Consider the following 15,670-nt stretch of genomic DNA (forward strand, 5'->3'; position numbering starts at 1 on the left):
AACAAAATTTAAATTCGCAATTATATTCTTCAAACATTATGAAGCTGAAAACACAATTTCTTGTTCTTGCTCTGTTCTTTTTCAGTTTCATTTTTAACTTCACATTATCCCTTGCACAAAATGCACAAAGCAAGCTATCCAAACTTGACCGCTTATTTTTTATTGAAAACAAAGGACAATGGCATAGCGATGTACTTTACCTCTGCCGTATAGGGGGCTTAGACGTTTGGATTACTAAATATGGTGTCAATTACACGTTCTACAAAATAGATCACAACCGAAACACTAATTTTAGCCGTACTACCTTACCTAAAACTCAATTTGAAGGTGAACCACAAAACATGACCATTTTAGCACACAGAGTATTGTTTGAACTGCAAAACTACAACCACAATCCTGCACACGAAGGTAAAAAAACCCTAGAAGGCTATTACAACTACTTCATCGGTAATGATGAAACTAAACATGCCACCTATGTAGGGCTATACAAAGAAGTTTGGATTAAAAACGTGTACAAAGGTATAGACATACGATATTATTTTGACAACAACAGACTGCGGTATGACTTTATAGTACAACCTTACGCTGATGCTTCGCAAATTAAGTTTAAGTTGAGAGGACAAGATAAGGTTTATACCAAAGGAGAAAAAGAATTGTGTTTTACCACTCGTTTCGGGGAAGTAGCCTTAACGGATTTGCACACATACCAAGATAGCCGTACCATACCAAGTAAATTTGTAAAAAGCGGCGAATTTTGGCAAATTGCTTTGGGAGAATATGATAAAACTAAAACCATAGTGATTGACCCCCTAGTATATTCTACGTACATTGGAGGAAGTAATTGGGAACAAGGCTACAGTATTGCGGTAGATGGTAGTGGTTGTGCATACATAACAGGTTATACCAACTCAACCAATTATGATATTACGCCAGGAGCATTCCAAACCACGTTCGGAGGCACTTTTGATGTCTTTGTTACAAAACTGAACCCTAGTGGAAACGGCTTGGTCTATTCTACTTATATTGGTGGAAGTAGTGATGATTGGGGGCGAAGCATAGCTGTAGATGGCAGTGGAAACGCATACATAACGGGCTATACTCAATCTACTAATTACGATGTTACTCCAGGGGCGTTTCAAACCATACACGACGGAGGTCTTTATGATATCTTTGTTACAAAGCTCAATAGTACAGGCACAGGATTATCCTATTCTACATACATTGGTGGAAGGGAAGATGATATAGCCTATAGTATAGCAATAGACAGTGGTAACAACGCATACATAACGGGATACACTGCATCAAATAACTATGATGTTACCCCAGGGGCATTCCAAACTACAAACGAAGGTATATATGATGTTTTTGTTACTAAGATCAATTCTTCAGGCACAGGATTAGACTATTCTACTTACCTTGGGGGAATTCTTTTTGATTATGGATATGGTATAGATGTAGATAATATGGGATGTGCATACATAACGGGATGCACTAAATCTTCTGATTATGATGTTACTGTAGAAGCATTTCAAGTAGTATATGGTGGAGGTGATTACGATGTTTTTGTCACTAAACTAAATAGTACAGGGAGTACATTGGTTTATTCTACATATATCGGAGGAAACAATGCCGATTATGGAATGGACATAGCTGTGGATGATACTAATGACTGTGTGTATGTAGCAGGTATTACATATTCATCTGACTATGACGTTACTACTTCGGCGTTTCAAACAACAATACAAGGGCTATCAGATGCCTTTGTTACGAAGTTAAATCTTTCTGTAAATGGATTAGATTATTCTACTTACATTGGCGGTAGCAATGATGACGGTGCATCAGCCGTAGCCATAGACGCTAGTGGACATGCATACATAGTAGGTACTACTCAATCATTTGATTATGACATTACTACGGGGGCATTCCAAACTACACATGCAGCAAATGACGACGTTTTTGTTACCCAGCTAAATCCCTCGGGAAATAGCTTGGTTTATTCCACTTACATTGGCGGAAACAATAATGAGCAAGGTAGGGATATATTTGTAGATGGCAGCAGCCATGCGTATATAACAGGATATACAGAATCGGCTGATTATGACGTTACCGCAGGGGCATTCCAGACTACCCATGCAGGAGGATTCTGCGATGTTTTCGCTACAAAATTGTTCATAACACCTGCTTCAGTACAAAGCAATTATCTCAATTATCAGAACAGTTTTAAAGTATATCCTACCATTGCTCACAACTATATTTTAATAGAAAATTGGACAAATATCGTTCAAGAGTATGAACTGATAGATATTTCAGGCAAAGTGCTAAGTGTTTATGCTCTACCTCATGGCAAAAATACAGTAGAACTTAATTTGCCCCAAGGGCTCTATTTTATCCGAGAACGAAAACAAGGCAAAACAGAGAAGTTTGCCGTAGAATAAGCAAAATAAAACTCCCTGCACATTTGACCTACGCGCAGGGAGTTTCACTTTTTGCTCCTCGAGTTGGATTCGAACCAACGACCCTCTGATTAACAGTCAGATGCTCTAACCAGCTGAGCTATCGAGGAGTATTCTGAACTTTACACTGCAAAGATAATACAGTGATAACATACTTGTCAAGTGTTTTTTGCTTTTTTATTTCTCAAATTGCTGATTGTCAAGACTAAAAAATTATCCTATATCCAAATTACTACTAGCTACACAGTAAGCATATACATAATTTTTGTAAAAAGCATACTCTACAATGTAAAAAAGAGGTTCGCCATCAGGAGGATAAATAACTATATTTGCTGCGTCGTCTTCCATAAGCGTACGTATATTCAAAACACGAATGTTTTCCTTCAAATAAACGTCTTTTTTACCTCTGCACTTATAAGCTGCTTCTTTTGCAGACCATACTACGTTACGAATAAAGTATTTGTGTTTTTCATTTTCTTCCAATAATTCACATTCAGACATATATTTTTTAGCCAAATCTAATGAAATTATACGCATCTCTTGAATGTCTATGCCAACATCATAGGTGCCACAAACAATAGCAGCAGACATATCCTTACTGTGAGAAACTGAAATATGGTGTGTAGGAGGATAGATATAAGGCTTTCCATTTTCATCGGCAAGCATTTCTACGAACTGTTGGCTGCATAACGTTTCCTTCAAACAGCATCTGCTGGAAAGCCACTGCAAACGTCTTTTAGGATTTACACATTTTGATAGCGATAGCTCCTCTCTCTCTGTAAGTGTAAGTAATCTATATAATTCCTGTTCGGTTTCTAACGTATGCCATAAACCTATTCTAATAGAGGCATCTGAAGTAACCACAGGAATATAAGGCATATTTGATACACGCGCAAATATAAGTAAATTTCATAGTTTTTGTAAATATACTCTTCAACTTGCTACCGAGATTTTCATATTTTTGTATTTATGAGTGAGCAAACTTCTAAGAAAAACATTTACTTTAATGTAGACAACGTTTTAATTACGCTACTAGTTTTTGTGCGCTTAGCTATAATTGTGATAGTCCCGTTTGCTATCAAGGCACTTAATCCTATTGGGGAAGCCCTTAAAGACTTTAACCTTACGGACTTAGTGTTTTCTCAATTGAGAGATGAGAATAAAGTACCTACAAATACAAACATTGTAATTATAGACGTAGGCGATGCTCGTGAATGCGATAGAGGGTGCATCGCTACTGAAATTATGGCAGTCAATTCCTATCAACCCAAAGTACTTGCTTTGGACATGTTCTTCCGTAAAGAAAAAAAAGAAAACCCAGACCAAATTGCAAAAGACTCTCTATTAGAAGCTGCGCTTAGCCAATCTAAAAACTTGATTATGGCAACTCAAATGATTTACAACGATGAAACAGGAGCTTTTACAGAATTGCGGCAATCTCATCCTCGTTTTACTAAAAATGCTATACCTGCTTTTGTAAATGTAATCACAGATGAAGGAACTAAAAAAAAAGGACAAATCAGCAAACGCACAGTAAGAACTTTTACCTTAAAAGAGCGCATTGTGGATACACTTTATACGTTTGACACTCTAAGGTTTAAAACTGTACAGGAATTTCTCTATTATGAAAAACTGTTCAAAGATCGCAAACTTCATCCTCGTGCGGTATTAGATAGCCATTATGTTTTGCGACCTAAAGTAAGCAAGGTAATAGATAGCTTACATTACAGTCTACCTTATCATGTAGTCCGCTTATATGACAAGAAAAAAGCAGATAAAGCTTTAGCTCGCAAAAAGAAAAGAGATATTATCAACTACTATGGAAATGTATCCATTGGGCGATTGAAGTTTCAGTATATTCCGCGAGAAGAGTTGCTTAGTGTGTATGAAACGGTTACTTTTTATCAACAAAAAATTAAAGCAGGTATCAAACTAAACGAAAATGAACAAGCAGAGTACGAAAGTGCTTTGGAAGGCGCTAAAAATCACGAAAGAATAATCAAAGGCAAAATTGTACTAATGGGAATTGTACCTTTGATAGACATTTCAGACCCTACCAGTTTAGCTAATGTTACTTATGAAGATACTTACTACACTCCTCTAAACCCCAACTACGTAGGTAGAAGCTATCCTGACATGTACGGTTTAATGATACACGCTAATGTTATCGCAATGATTTTAGATGAGAATTACATTGATGAGTCTCCTCTGTGGCTCACAATTACGATAGCTGTGGTTTGCACTTTTCTTTCTGTGCTGTTATTTACTTATTTGTTCAATAACCATGAAACAATTTACAGACTTGCCCGCAAAACAATACAATTTATTTTAGGCATTTTGATGCTATTAGCATTAGTGTTTATTTTTCATTGGTTCAACTATTTCTTGCGCTTGGAACTCACTGCGGCTTGTATCTTTTTGAGTACAGGTTCTATGAGAATGTATTATAGAACAGTTAAGCCAATACTACAAAAAATAGGTGTGCTCAAATCTACTGAAACAGAGAATGAAAATACTACACAAGTTCAGGTAAGTAATGTAAGTACCGAATCAAGTGCTGAACAACCTAAAACTTAAAGACTTTGACGAGATGAGTTTGATAACTTAGAATTTCTTGCGTGAGGCATGCGGAGGGCGTGCGTCAGCACGGTGCGGAGCGAAGCGCAGCACCGAAGCGTCAGCGTAGCCCGTAGCACGCCGACCTTGTGGGCATGAGCACAAGCGAAATGCCCACAAGGGCACGCCCAAAAAATTAATAAAACCTAAAATAAACAAGACTTTTGTATCTTTGAAAATATGGAATATGTTATCATAGCCGTAGCTGCCTTTTTAGCTTCTACCTTGACCTTTTTTTCAGGTTTTGGTCTAAATACTTTACTGATGCCTGTTTTGGCGTTGTTCTTCCCACTACAAATTGCGATTGGATTAACTGCTGTGGTACATATTCTGAATAATACATTCAAGCTTGGTATAATCGGTAAATTTAGTCAATGGAGAATTGTGCTTAATTTTGGTGTTCCTGCTTTGGTAACTTCTTTTGTGGGCGCCTATGTTTTGGTATATGCCAGCGGTATCAAACCTTTGTTCAGATATAGTTTAACAGGTCAAACGTTTGAAATCACTTGGATAAAACTGATAACAGGGTTTTTAATTCTTATTTTTACCTATTTAGAGAGTTTGCCTTTTTTGAGAAATATGACTGTATCCCCAAAATGGATGACCATAGGAGGACTTTTAAGTGGCTTTTTCGGCGGACTTTCAGGGCATCAAGGTGCTTTGAGAAGTGTATTTTTAGTTCGTTTGACCTTAGAAAAACAAGCTTACATAGCCACAGGTACTGCTATTGCTTTCATGATAGATATAGCTCGCTTATTTGTGTATAGCAATAACATGCTATCTTACGATTTGTTAAAAAAATACTTACTGATTTTAGCCATAGCCGTTTTGAGTGCGCTACTAGGTGTAATAGTAGGTAATACCTTTTTGAAAAAAATAACTTACAGGTTAATACAACAAATTGTTACGATATTTTTAAGCATCGTAGGTTTAGCTTTGATAGCAGGGCTATTGTAACTACTTAGCTAACCACTCTTCGGGATTTTGAAGTTCTTTTCCTTTCCATATTTCAAAATGCAAAATACTTTCTCCTGACTTTTTATTTTGTGCTACTACACCTATTTCTTGAGTAAGGTTGACTTTATCTCCGCTAGACACAAAAACATCTCTCAAATTGGTATACACAGTAATAAATTCACCGTGCTGAATAAAAACGACGTTATTAAAGTTAGGTACTTCGGCTACAGCATATACTTTACCAGGAAACACAGCGCGTACGCTTTCATCAGCTTCTGTGCGAATGTCAATTCCATTATTGTTTACCATTACATTTTTAAGTACCTCATGTTCTCTTTTGCCAAAAGGAGCAACAATTACTCCTCTTGCTACGGGCCAAGGTAAAGAGCCTTTGTTTCTTGCAAAATTGGAACTTTCTACTTTGAATTCAGGGGTAGCGGCTATTTTTTCTTCCTCTTTAGTAGAGCGGCGTACAATACCCCTTATTTCGTCATTTAAGCGGTTGTATTCTCGTTTTTGCTCTTCAAGCTCTTCCATCAATTGTTTTTCTCGCAAGCTAAGTGCTCTTACCATTTCGTCTTTTTCTTGTCGCGTTTTGTCCAATCCTTCTTTGGCGGTTATTTGTTCTTGAACTACTATGCTTTTGTTGATTTTAGCTTGTTTCAAAAACTCTATACGTTCTTTGAGTTTAGCTTGGGTTTCTTTGATATTTTCCATTTGTCTTTTACGCACGCGGGTAAATTGTTTCAAATACTTGTATCTTTGGTAAGCTTGGTTAAAATTGTCAGCTGAAAATATCAAAGCAAGTATGCCTAGGGCAGAGCCATTTTTGTAAGCACTTGCTGCTCTAAGTGCATATTCTTTTTTAAGAAAAGCTAAGTTTTCAGTAAGTTGCTTGATAGCTTGTTCATTTTGTTGGATTTCTTGGTCAATAGTGAGCAATTCCGTAGAGGTTACACGGATAAGTTCCTCATGGTAGCCAATTTGCTGATTGATGGTAGCTAGTTCATGTACGCTTTTACGTTTTTCTTTTTGTGCTTTTGAGATAAGGTATTTTGTTAAAGAGATTTTTCTTTGAATTTCTTTCTTTTTTTGGTATAGTTCAGATTTTTGCTTTTGGATATCTTTTTGAGCTAGACTACCTACCATGAACCATACAAACACTATTAGGCAGAGAAGTTTATATAAACCTGCTTTCATAATAGGTTATTCATTGAGAAGTCTTTGCAGGAACTCAAAAGCCTGTTGAGATGGGCGATTAGTGTTAGCGTTATAACAAAGTTTTATGCGCCTATTTGTATCCACTACGTAGATAGCAGGTAATGCCATTGGGTACGTACCATCTGTGTTGGGGCGCTTAGTAGCTAAACCTTCCTTAAACGCACCTCGGGACATTTGCTCTTCATAAACATGCTCCACAGCACAGTATGCTTCTGTATATTGCATAATTTCGTCAGCAATCACAGGAATAGTGATTTTTTTAGCTTCTACTAATTTTTTGGTATACTCGGGGCTTTCAGGACAAATAGCAATAACTTGTTCTGTTAGATTATCTAAAATTTCTTGCTGAATAGCAACGCAGGTACCCATATTTGCATTTGGGCACCAAACGCCCCTAAATAGCATAACCACTACATTTCCCCTTTTAAGCATATCAGAAAGGACAACTCTTTTGCCATGAATGTCTGTGGCATCTATTTCAGGAGCAATACTTCCTAGCTCTAAGTACTGGGCGTACCCTGTTTGAGCACACAAATTACGCACTGATAGAAGTGTTTCTGCTAAAAGCACGCTAAACACAATAAATAGTGTTACTCTGCCCATTACTGTGCAAAAATACACTTTTTTTGAAATTCAACAACATTTGTGTTGTAGTCAAAGGTTAGTTTTGTAGAATTTTCAGACAAAATTTCATCTATCTGCTTGCTTTGTCAATATAATTTGCTTTTAATTCTTGATAACTATGAGTAGGTGCACAGCAAGTATAGTTGGTGCAGTAGTACAAAGTATCTCTATCATTGAGTGCTTTTTTATGTTGTAATAGAGCTATTCTGTCTGATTCAGGATTACCTGCACATATCACATTAGGATGATAGTCTTTCCAGAGCATGTTAATTTCTCCATTGTACATTTTGCCAAAATAAGCAATTTCATGCATTCCATAAACCATGTTGGTCATGAGTGTAGCCCATTTTCCAAAAGCAGTAGGGTATTGCATGACTGCATTTTTAATTTGAGCTAACATAGTGCGAGATAAATCCTTGTATTTGGGTTCATTAAGTAAGGTGCCTAGCCGCAGTAGATTGTGTGCCATGGTAGAGTTAGCAGAAGGAGTAGCATTGTCATAAAACTCTTTTTGTCTAAATAGAATATCGGTTTGGTCAATGGAAGTGTAGTAAAAAGTGTTGTCAGAGGGATCAAAAAAGTGTGTGAAGGTATGTTCTAACAGATCTACGGCTTTGAAGAGGTAAAATTCTTTAAAAGTAGTTTCGTAGACATCAATTAGGGCTTCTATCAAGTAGGCGTAGTCTTCCAAAGTAGCCAATATTTTGGCTTCCCCATTTTTGAAGGTTCTGTATAAGGTATTTCCTTTGCAATAGCGGGTGCATAAGAATTCGACGTTTTTGATCATCATATCATAGTACCTTGAATTTAGGGTCAATCTGTACATGCGGGCTACTGCGGATAGCATTAGGGCGTTCCAATTCAATAGTATTTTGTCATCCAAACCAGGCTTGATGCGCTGTTCTCTATGTTCGAAAAGTATTTTTTTTACTTTTTTAAGAATATCTTTCCATGCTTGGTAGGTTAGACCGTGCTTTTGGGCAAATTCTTCATCTGTATATCGGCGGAAAAGTACATTATTGCCGTGTTCCCAGTTGCCTTCGGGGGTGATATAGAAATAATCTGCAATCAGTTCAAACTCATTTGGGATCAAGGATTTGACCTCATCGTATTGCCATACGAAGTATTTACCTTCTACACCTTCGGAATCGGCGTCTTGGGCGGCATAAAAGCCTCCTTCGGGGCTAGTCATTTCGCGTTGAATGTAATCCATAGTTTCTGTAATAACTTCAAGATATTCAGGTTTGTGCGTGCATTGGTAGCCTTCTCCATAAACTTTGAGTAAAAGAGCATTGTCATAGAGCATTTTTTCAAAGTGGGGTATATGCCATTGAGCGTCAGTAGAGTAGCGAGAAAAACCACCGCCAATGACATCGTACATTCCGCCCATCATCATTTTGTCTAAACTTAGTACAGCATGATTCAAAGCCGCTTTGCTTTTCTTAAAGTGGTAATAACGCAGTAAAAATTTAATACTCTGCACACTTGGGAATTTAGGTGGATTTCCGAATCCCCCATACTGGTTGTCAAAACGTTTTTGCAGTGAAAAAAATATCGTGTCTAGCTGTGCTTCGTTAAAGTTTTGATTTTCGTCTGGTTGTATGAAGTGAGTAGCTTGTGAAATATGCTTAAAGATTTGTTCGGCTTGTTCCTCAATTTCTTTACGGCGTTCTCGGAATACTTTGGCTACTTGGGCTAGTACACTTTTCCAAGAAGGTCTGTCATAGTAAGGCTTTGGGGGAAAGTAAGTTCCACCATAAAAAGGTTTCAAGTCAGGAGTAAGGAAGCAGTTAAGTGGCCATCCGCCACTTCCGGTTATAGCTTGCACAGCTTCCATATAAATCTGGTCTATATCGGGTCGCTCTTCGCGGTCAACTTTGATGTTGACAAAAAACTCGTTCATTATGGCTGCTACCTCAGGGTCCTGAAAAGACTCTCTTTCCATAACATGACACCAGTGGCAAGCAGAATATCCTATGCTTAGCAATATAGGCTTATCTTCTTTTTTAGCTTTGGTCAAAGCTTCTTCTCCCCAAGGATACCAATCTACGGGATTATGGGCGTGCTGCAATAAATAAGGACTTGTTTCATGGATTAAGCGATTAGTGTACATATTTAGTATAAGGATAAATTCGTTAAAAAAGTTCAAGATAAGGCTTTCAGAATTTACAGACTTCTTTCACTCAAAAAATGACTTAATAGATACTATTTCGTTTTCCCATTTTAGTTTTTTTCGGGCTTCTTCGCAAGCTTGTACATAAGTTGAATAGTTTTTTTCTATGTCTTCAATGCCTTTTTTTATTTCATGTAGCTCGTTTGTTTTAATGTATTTACCTACTTTGTAGGTATCAATGAAGTTTTTAATTTCAGTTACTTCTGTAGCTAACACAGGAATACCTGCATAAAGATATTCAAATATCTTGTTAGGTAGTGCATATTGGTAGCTTTTGCCCATATTTGTATCTAACAAGCATAATCCTATATGAGCTTGAATTGTGTAATAAGGCAAATCTGCTACGGGAATATGTCCCAAAAAATGGACTTTTTCGCAAAGCTTTTGATGAATTACCGTTTTTTTGAGATTATCCAATATATCCCCATTGCCTAAAAGTAGTAGTACATAATCCAATTCAGACATGGCGCTGATAATGGCTTCTAGTCCTCTGCCTACATTTATTGCACCTTGGTAAAGTAAAATTTTTTTATTGTAACGGATGCGTAAATTAGGTATATGTGAAGGAAAAGGTAGTTGAATAAAATTTTTTTGAGGAATGTTGCGTACTACTTTTACAGCTACGTGATATTTTTTTTGATATTCTTGGGCAATAGAAGGTGAAACTGTATATACATACCTTAATTTTGGAAATATCCACTTTTCTAACATAAGCCATATTTTTTTGGTCTTTGGGCGATGAACAAGTTCAGGGAGTTCTGTAAAGTATTCATGACTATCGTAAATTAGTCGCTTGCGCTTGAGAGTAGCTGCCAAAAAGTTAGCTAACAAGGTATCTAAATCTACACTTAACAAGATATCATATTTTTTGAATAGTAGTGTCAAAAGTAGAATTAAGTTGTAGGATGCATAAAACAAAGGACCTTTTTCAAAGGGTAAAAGCAATCTTTTGGTTTTGTAGGGTTGAGTAGTTAAAGGAGGTGAATGTTTCTTTTTTCTACCGATTATTTCTACTTCATAGCCTTGTTCAATCAGCCATAAAGCAGTTTTATGCATCCGGTATTCGTTTGAAAGATCGTTGGTTACTGAAATAATAACTTTTTTCTTTTTGTTCATAAGAAATAAAAAATAACACAGTAAAAGTTTACTGTGTTACGTAGTTTAGAAGACCAAGTAGATTAAAGTTTTTCTTTGTTTCCTGTTTTAGTAGTTTGTTGCTCGGTGGAAGTGGATATATTGGAATTATTTAGTGTGCCTGAGCTCATTTCCATTTTGAATTGTTTTAAGAGTTCTGCGGCGCGGAGTTTTTCTGCTTCTTCTTCCATTTTGAGTTTGGAAGTGTCTACGCTATCTATAGCCATTTCCATTTTAGCTTCGTTTTTGGCGGTTTCTTCGTTGATTCTTTGTATCATTTCGTCATGAGTAGCAGAGATGCCGTGCACTTCAAATTGCTCCATAGTATCGGCGATTTTAGCTTGCCATTTAGCTCGTTCGTGGGCACGAAGTGCTTCTTTGGCTTCTGCAATTTTTCTATCTTTTTCTTTCATGAAAGCTTTTTTGATTTCTAGGGCTTTTTCGTAAGCTTTTACTGCCATAGCGTGCTGCGATTCAGTTTGAGCAATGAGAGATTTGAGTTGTTCTAAACGTAGGGCATAGTTCATAGCAATATCATCTCGTCCTGCGGCAATAGCACTTTTTATTTTTGAGGTTACATCTTGGTACTCAGCTTTGTATTTATTTAGTTCTTTTTCTAACAAAGTAACTGAAGCTTTTACCGTAGCAATGTTTTGGTTCATTTTAGGTACTTGCTCATTGAGCTCTCGGATATTTTGCTCCAAGATAAGTCGGGGGTCTTCAATAGCTGATATCGCACCACCGAATAGCGCTCTTATAGCGCGTACAAATCTTTTCCAAAGAGACATACGAAGTATTTTTGTTTTTGCTATACAAAGGTAAGTATTTTTATTTTTTCTACGAAATTTTTTACACGTACCCACTTCAAGTAATAGATATTAAAGCAGTGTAATAGAACAAGTACAGAGTTACGAGATTATTTTTGCGTGAGGCATGCGAAGGGCGTGCGTCAGCACGGTGCGCAGCGAAGCGTAGCACCGAAGCGAAAGCGTAGCCCGAAGCACGCCGACCTTGTGGGCAAAAGCCCACAAGGGCACGCCCAAAAAAAAATTATCTCAAAATTAAATTTCCACTGCCCCGTTTTTCTAACCACTCAATCGGATGAGGATTACCTGTTACATAAATATTGCCTGCATCTAAAATTCTGACCTTCAAAGGTCCAGGTACATAGGCGTAACTTTCGCCCTTGTTTATAGTTTCTACTCTTGCAAATTGACACTCTAAACCTAAACTATTATGCCTCCCAATCCCATCATTGACACTAATGAGCTGAATACACTTCCCTCTAACTGAAATATTTCCATATCCCCTACGGGAATGCGAAGTAACTAGCCTTTGACAATCCAAAATGAGGTCAATATCTCCGCTGCTTTGCATTTCAAGGTCTACCCAGTTTCCTTTGAGAGTGTCCGTGTTGTATATTTTTCCTGAACCAAATTGATAAATTTTTTTTATGGTAGGGATGTGTAAAGTAACCTTTATATCATCTTTTTGATAGCTTCTGACCCAGTTTGCTGTGTTTTTATTGTCAATGTAAAGCACGCTGTCTTTAACTTCAAGTTTGATTTTGGGAATAAGATTTTTACCTGCTGTAATCTCTGCTTTGTATTCATTGCTTTGTTTTATTTCTACGTTTATATGGTCAATGACATGTATGCTGTGAAAACCTTTCAAAAAACGAGTTTGCGTTTGAATGGGACCTGTGCTTTTAAATATATCGGGGGCGTTTTCCTTGTTGCAAGAAAGAAAAACAAGCGTAAATGAAAATAAACTCATCCAAAAAATGCGACTCATAAGCAGGTACAAAAATATAAGGTTTTAGGCTTGCTTTCAAAACAATGTCAGAAAAAGTTTTTGTGTTTTATCTTTCTGTTAGTAGATTTGCGAGGTACAAAAAATACAGTCATGAAGTCCTTTGAAGCATTTACGCAAGCTCTACCAATGAATAACGTTACGATGCTTGCAACAATAGTTTTAATTCTACCATTATTGATTTTCACGGTATTGATTTTATTTGGTAAGAAATTGCCGCGGCAAGGCGACTGGCTAGCGGTGGGCTTAATGGGAATAGCCACACTTTTATCTATACCTGTTTTTATACAAACGTGGGGTAAAGAAGTGTCACATTTTCGTTTTACGTGGATAGATTTAGGCAGCGCGGGCTTACCTATCAAGCTGACAATGGGAATTTTAGTAGATGATATTGCGGCTTTAATGGTTGTATTAGTAACGTTCATTTGTTTTTTGGTCTTACTCTTTTCTATGGAGTACATGCATGCTGAATTAGAAGACAAAAAGTTAGGTCAATATGCAAGATATTATGCATACATGGGCATATTTACTTTTGCGATGCTTGGGATAGTATTAGCTGATAACCTGTTAGCAATGTACATTTCTTGGGAGATTGTAGGGCTAGGCTCTTATTTACTGATTGGATATTGGTACTATCGTGAGGCACCTTCGGAAGCAAATAAAAAAGCATTTATCATTAACCGCATAGGAGATGTGGGAATGTTCATAGGTATTTTGATTATGTGGTATCAATTTAGGACCTTAGATTTTGAAGCCATAAAAGAACTGATGCAAAACTCTAAAATTGTCAATGGGGAGTGGGTGGTTACGATTGTTAAGGGTGAACAAACCATTACGCATAGTTTAGATGTAGCTTGGCTAACAGCAGGTGGATTATTGCTATTTTGTGGAGCTATTGGTAAGTCTGCTCAATTTCCTTTACATGTGTGGCTACCTGATGCTATGGAAGGTCCTACTACGGCATCATCAATCATTCACGCTGCTACAATGGTTGCTGCGGGTGTGTATTTAACAGGTAGAATATTCCCCATTCTCAACGTAGATGCATTGACAGTTATTGCCTTTATTGGTGCTTTCACTTCATTTTTGGCTGCAAGTATAGCACTTACGCAAACAGACTTAAAACGTGTATTGGCGTACTCTACTGTTTCTCAATTAGGATATATGATTATGGGCATGGGGGTAGGTAGCTATGATGCGTCTTTATTTCATTTGGTAACTCATGCCTTTTTCAAGTGCGGTCTGTTTTTGAGTGCGGCTTCGGTTATTCATGCTATGCACCATGTAGAGCATGAACTGCATCATCACCATCGTCATGTTCATTTTGATCCGCAAGACATGCGCTACATGGGCGGCTTGAGAAAGAAAATGCCATTTACTTTTGTGGCATATACAATTATGATGTTTGCCTTAGCAGGGCTGCCTTTCTTTTCAGGTTTCTTATCAAAAGATGCCATTCTTGCAGGTGCTTGGGGCTGGGCAAAACACGAAGGTGGTATTGCGTTTATAGTACCTTTGTTAGGTTTCGTTACAGCTTTTATGACTGCGTTTTATATGGGTAGACAATGGTTTTTGACCTTCTTCGGCGAATTTAGACTAGAAAAAATTATCAAAGATGCCAAAGGTGCTTTTGAAATGGTACATGAGTCCCCTATACTGATGAAAATTCCTTTAGCTGTGCTTGCTTTTATGTCCATTTGGTTTGTTTACAGTTGGAATCCTATTGATGGCGAAATCGGCTGGATGATGCAACGCGTAACTATACCCGCAAGTATAGCACCTGGCAGCTACGGTGATAGGGATAAAATGGACAAAGAAGCACTCAAATACTTTGCTGAAAAGCATCATATTGAATACAAAGAAGCCACTCAAAAAAATGCCGCTGACCACAAACATGAAAAACATCATAATGATGAGCATCAGGTAGAAGGAGAAATTGCACACTATGCACATGTATCTATCCGCCAAGCCGAAATTATGGCTGAAAGACACCACAAGCATTATCCTGCGGTAGGAATTTCTATTGTATTAGCTTTTGCAGGATTAGGTTTAGCATATCTTGCCTTTAAGCCTGAAAAGGTGGCTCAAATGGATATGTTTGCAGAAAAAGACCCTATCACAAACTTCTCTTACCGCAAATGGTATTTTGATGAACTCTATCATGCCACTTTTGTACGCTTATATTTGATACTCACAGCCATTCAAACTTGGATAGATAAGTGGTTAGTAGATGGATTAGTCAATTTAGCAGGATACTTGACTACTTGGTTAGGTGCAAAAATTAGGTCTTATCAAACAGGAAGGGTGCAGAACTATTTAGTATACATGGCAATGGTCATCATCTTGCTAATGTTTTTTGTAGCTTATCATGTTTCTTAGGTTGTAAACTAATTACACTTTTTGATTGCATTGGCACTTACGGCAGAATATAGCTGTAAGTGCCGATTTTTTTAAGTTAAGTCGCATAGGAACTCAAAGTTAGAGCAGTACAAAAAAATTTTTCAATTGAACCCAACGCATATTTTTTCAAAAATTAACCGATGACACTCAAAAAAAATTAAAATTACTTGAATTTATGAGAGATATCTTTTTGTTTTTATTGATTATTTTTTGGGCGTGCCCTTGTGGGCGTTTCGCTTGCGCTCATGCCCACAAGGTCGGCGTGCTACGGGCTACGCTG

At 37.3% G+C, this 15,670-nt stretch carries 13 protein-coding genes and 1 tRNA gene; 4 read left to right on the forward strand and 10 right to left on the reverse strand.

Going from position 1 to position 15,670, the window contains the following annotated elements; all coding sequences use genetic code 11:
• Positions 1-38: 38 nt before the first annotated feature.
• Entirely contained in the window at positions 39-2,435 is a 2,397-nt protein-coding gene (locus NZ519_01755) for an SBBP repeat-containing protein (protein MCS7027465.1), read from the forward strand.
• A gap of 54 nt (positions 2,436-2,489) precedes the next feature.
• Here NZ519_01755 and NZ519_01760 read toward each other — a convergent pair.
• Positions 2,490-2,563, reverse strand: a tRNA-Asn gene (locus NZ519_01760).
• A gap of 103 nt (positions 2,564-2,666) precedes the next feature.
• Positions 2,667-3,332 carry a 4'-phosphopantetheinyl transferase superfamily protein gene (locus tag NZ519_01765; GenBank protein MCS7027466.1) on the reverse strand — a complete coding sequence of 222 codons (666 nt, stop codon included), beginning with the start codon at positions 3,330-3,332 and terminating at the stop codon, positions 2,667-2,669.
• 90 nt (positions 3,333-3,422) lie between these two features.
• On the opposite strand from NZ519_01765, the gene NZ519_01770 reads away from it, so the two are divergent.
• Positions 3,423-5,030, forward strand: a complete 1,608-nt coding sequence (locus NZ519_01770) for a CHASE2 domain-containing protein (protein ID MCS7027467.1) — start codon at positions 3,423-3,425, stop codon at positions 5,028-5,030.
• Between the two features lie 27 nt (positions 5,031-5,057).
• Here the strand turns inward: NZ519_01770 and NZ519_01775 are convergent, their stop codons facing one another.
• Complete coding sequence (locus NZ519_01775) at positions 5,058-5,201, reverse strand: hypothetical protein (protein ID MCS7027468.1); 144 nt, start codon at positions 5,199-5,201, stop codon at positions 5,058-5,060.
• A 48-nt stretch (positions 5,202-5,249) separates the two neighbouring features.
• Between NZ519_01775 and NZ519_01780 the strand changes: the two genes are divergently transcribed.
• Entirely contained in the window at positions 5,250-6,026 is a 777-nt protein-coding gene (locus NZ519_01780; protein ID MCS7027469.1) for a sulfite exporter TauE/SafE family protein, read from the forward strand.
• Here the strand turns inward: NZ519_01780 and NZ519_01785 are convergent, their stop codons facing one another.
• From NZ519_01785 to NZ519_01815, 7 genes are all read right to left on the reverse strand, one after another.
• Complete coding sequence (locus NZ519_01785) at positions 6,027-7,175, reverse strand: peptidoglycan DD-metalloendopeptidase family protein (protein MCS7027470.1); 1,149 nt, start codon at positions 7,173-7,175, stop codon at positions 6,027-6,029.
• 57 nt (positions 7,176-7,232) lie between these two features.
• On the reverse strand, positions 7,233-7,850 hold the full coding sequence (locus NZ519_01790) for a redoxin domain-containing protein (protein ID MCS7027471.1): 618 nt from the start codon (positions 7,848-7,850) through the stop codon (positions 7,233-7,235).
• 91 nt (positions 7,851-7,941) lie between these two features.
• Entirely contained in the window at positions 7,942-9,984 is a 2,043-nt protein-coding gene (locus NZ519_01795; protein MCS7027472.1) for a thioredoxin domain-containing protein, read from the reverse strand.
• A gap of 66 nt (positions 9,985-10,050) precedes the next feature.
• Entirely contained in the window at positions 10,051-11,160 is a 1,110-nt protein-coding gene (locus NZ519_01800; GenBank protein MCS7027473.1) for a glycosyltransferase, read from the reverse strand.
• 62 nt (positions 11,161-11,222) lie between these two features.
• Entirely contained in the window at positions 11,223-11,966 is a 744-nt protein-coding gene (locus NZ519_01805) for a PspA/IM30 family protein (GenBank protein MCS7027474.1), read from the reverse strand.
• A 76-nt stretch (positions 11,967-12,042) separates the two neighbouring features.
• Positions 12,043-12,207, reverse strand: coding sequence for a hypothetical protein (locus tag NZ519_01810; protein ID MCS7027475.1), 165 nt, complete (start codon positions 12,205-12,207; stop codon positions 12,043-12,045).
• A 21-nt stretch (positions 12,208-12,228) separates the two neighbouring features.
• Positions 12,229-12,972 carry a DUF2807 domain-containing protein gene (locus tag NZ519_01815; GenBank protein MCS7027476.1) on the reverse strand — a complete coding sequence of 248 codons (744 nt, stop codon included), beginning with the start codon at positions 12,970-12,972 and terminating at the stop codon, positions 12,229-12,231.
• Positions 12,973-13,119: 147 nt separating this feature from the next.
• On the opposite strand from NZ519_01815, the gene nuoL reads away from it, so the two are divergent.
• A complete protein-coding gene (nuoL, locus tag NZ519_01820; GenBank protein MCS7027477.1) occupies positions 13,120-15,369 on the forward strand; it encodes an NADH-quinone oxidoreductase subunit L in 2,250 nt (749 codons plus the stop codon).
• The last annotated feature ends 301 nt before the right edge of the window (positions 15,370-15,670 follow it).

This window comes from Bacteroidia bacterium (assembly GCA_025056095.1).
GTDB lineage: Bacteria > Bacteroidota > Bacteroidia > JANWVE01 > JANWVE01 > JANWVE01.

What these genes read in the sequence shown, in the direction of transcription:
- NZ519_01815 (MCS7027476.1), bottom strand. Translation starts at nt 12,972, where the DNA reads ATGAGTCGCATTTTTTGGATGAGTTTATTTTCATTTACGCTTGTTTTT.
- NZ519_01785 (MCS7027470.1), bottom strand. Translation starts at nt 7,175, where the DNA reads ATGGTAGGTAGTCTAGCTCAAAAAGATATCCAAAAGCAAAAATCTGAA.
- NZ519_01765 (MCS7027466.1), bottom strand. Translation starts at nt 3,332, where the DNA reads ATGCCTTATATTCCTGTGGTTACTTCAGATGCCTCTATTAGAATAGGT.
- NZ519_01805 (MCS7027474.1), bottom strand. Translation starts at nt 11,966, where the DNA reads ATGTCTCTTTGGAAAAGATTTGTACGCGCTATAAGAGCGCTATTCGGT.
- NZ519_01770 (MCS7027467.1), top strand. Translation starts at nt 3,423, where the DNA reads ATGAGTGAGCAAACTTCTAAGAAAAACATTTACTTTAATGTAGACAAC.
- NZ519_01795 (MCS7027472.1), bottom strand. Translation starts at nt 9,984, where the DNA reads ATGTACACTAATCGCTTAATCCATGAAACAAGTCCTTATTTATTGCAG.
- NZ519_01755 (MCS7027465.1), top strand. Translation starts at nt 39, where the DNA reads ATGAAGCTGAAAACACAATTTCTTGTTCTTGCTCTGTTCTTTTTCAGT.
- NZ519_01800 (MCS7027473.1), bottom strand. Translation starts at nt 11,160, where the DNA reads ATGAACAAAAAGAAAAAAGTTATTATTTCAGTAACCAACGATCTTTCA.
- NZ519_01780 (MCS7027469.1), top strand. Translation starts at nt 5,250, where the DNA reads ATGGAATATGTTATCATAGCCGTAGCTGCCTTTTTAGCTTCTACCTTG.
- NZ519_01790 (MCS7027471.1), bottom strand. Translation starts at nt 7,850, where the DNA reads ATGGGCAGAGTAACACTATTTATTGTGTTTAGCGTGCTTTTAGCAGAA.
- nuoL (MCS7027477.1), top strand. Translation starts at nt 13,120, where the DNA reads ATGAATAACGTTACGATGCTTGCAACAATAGTTTTAATTCTACCATTA.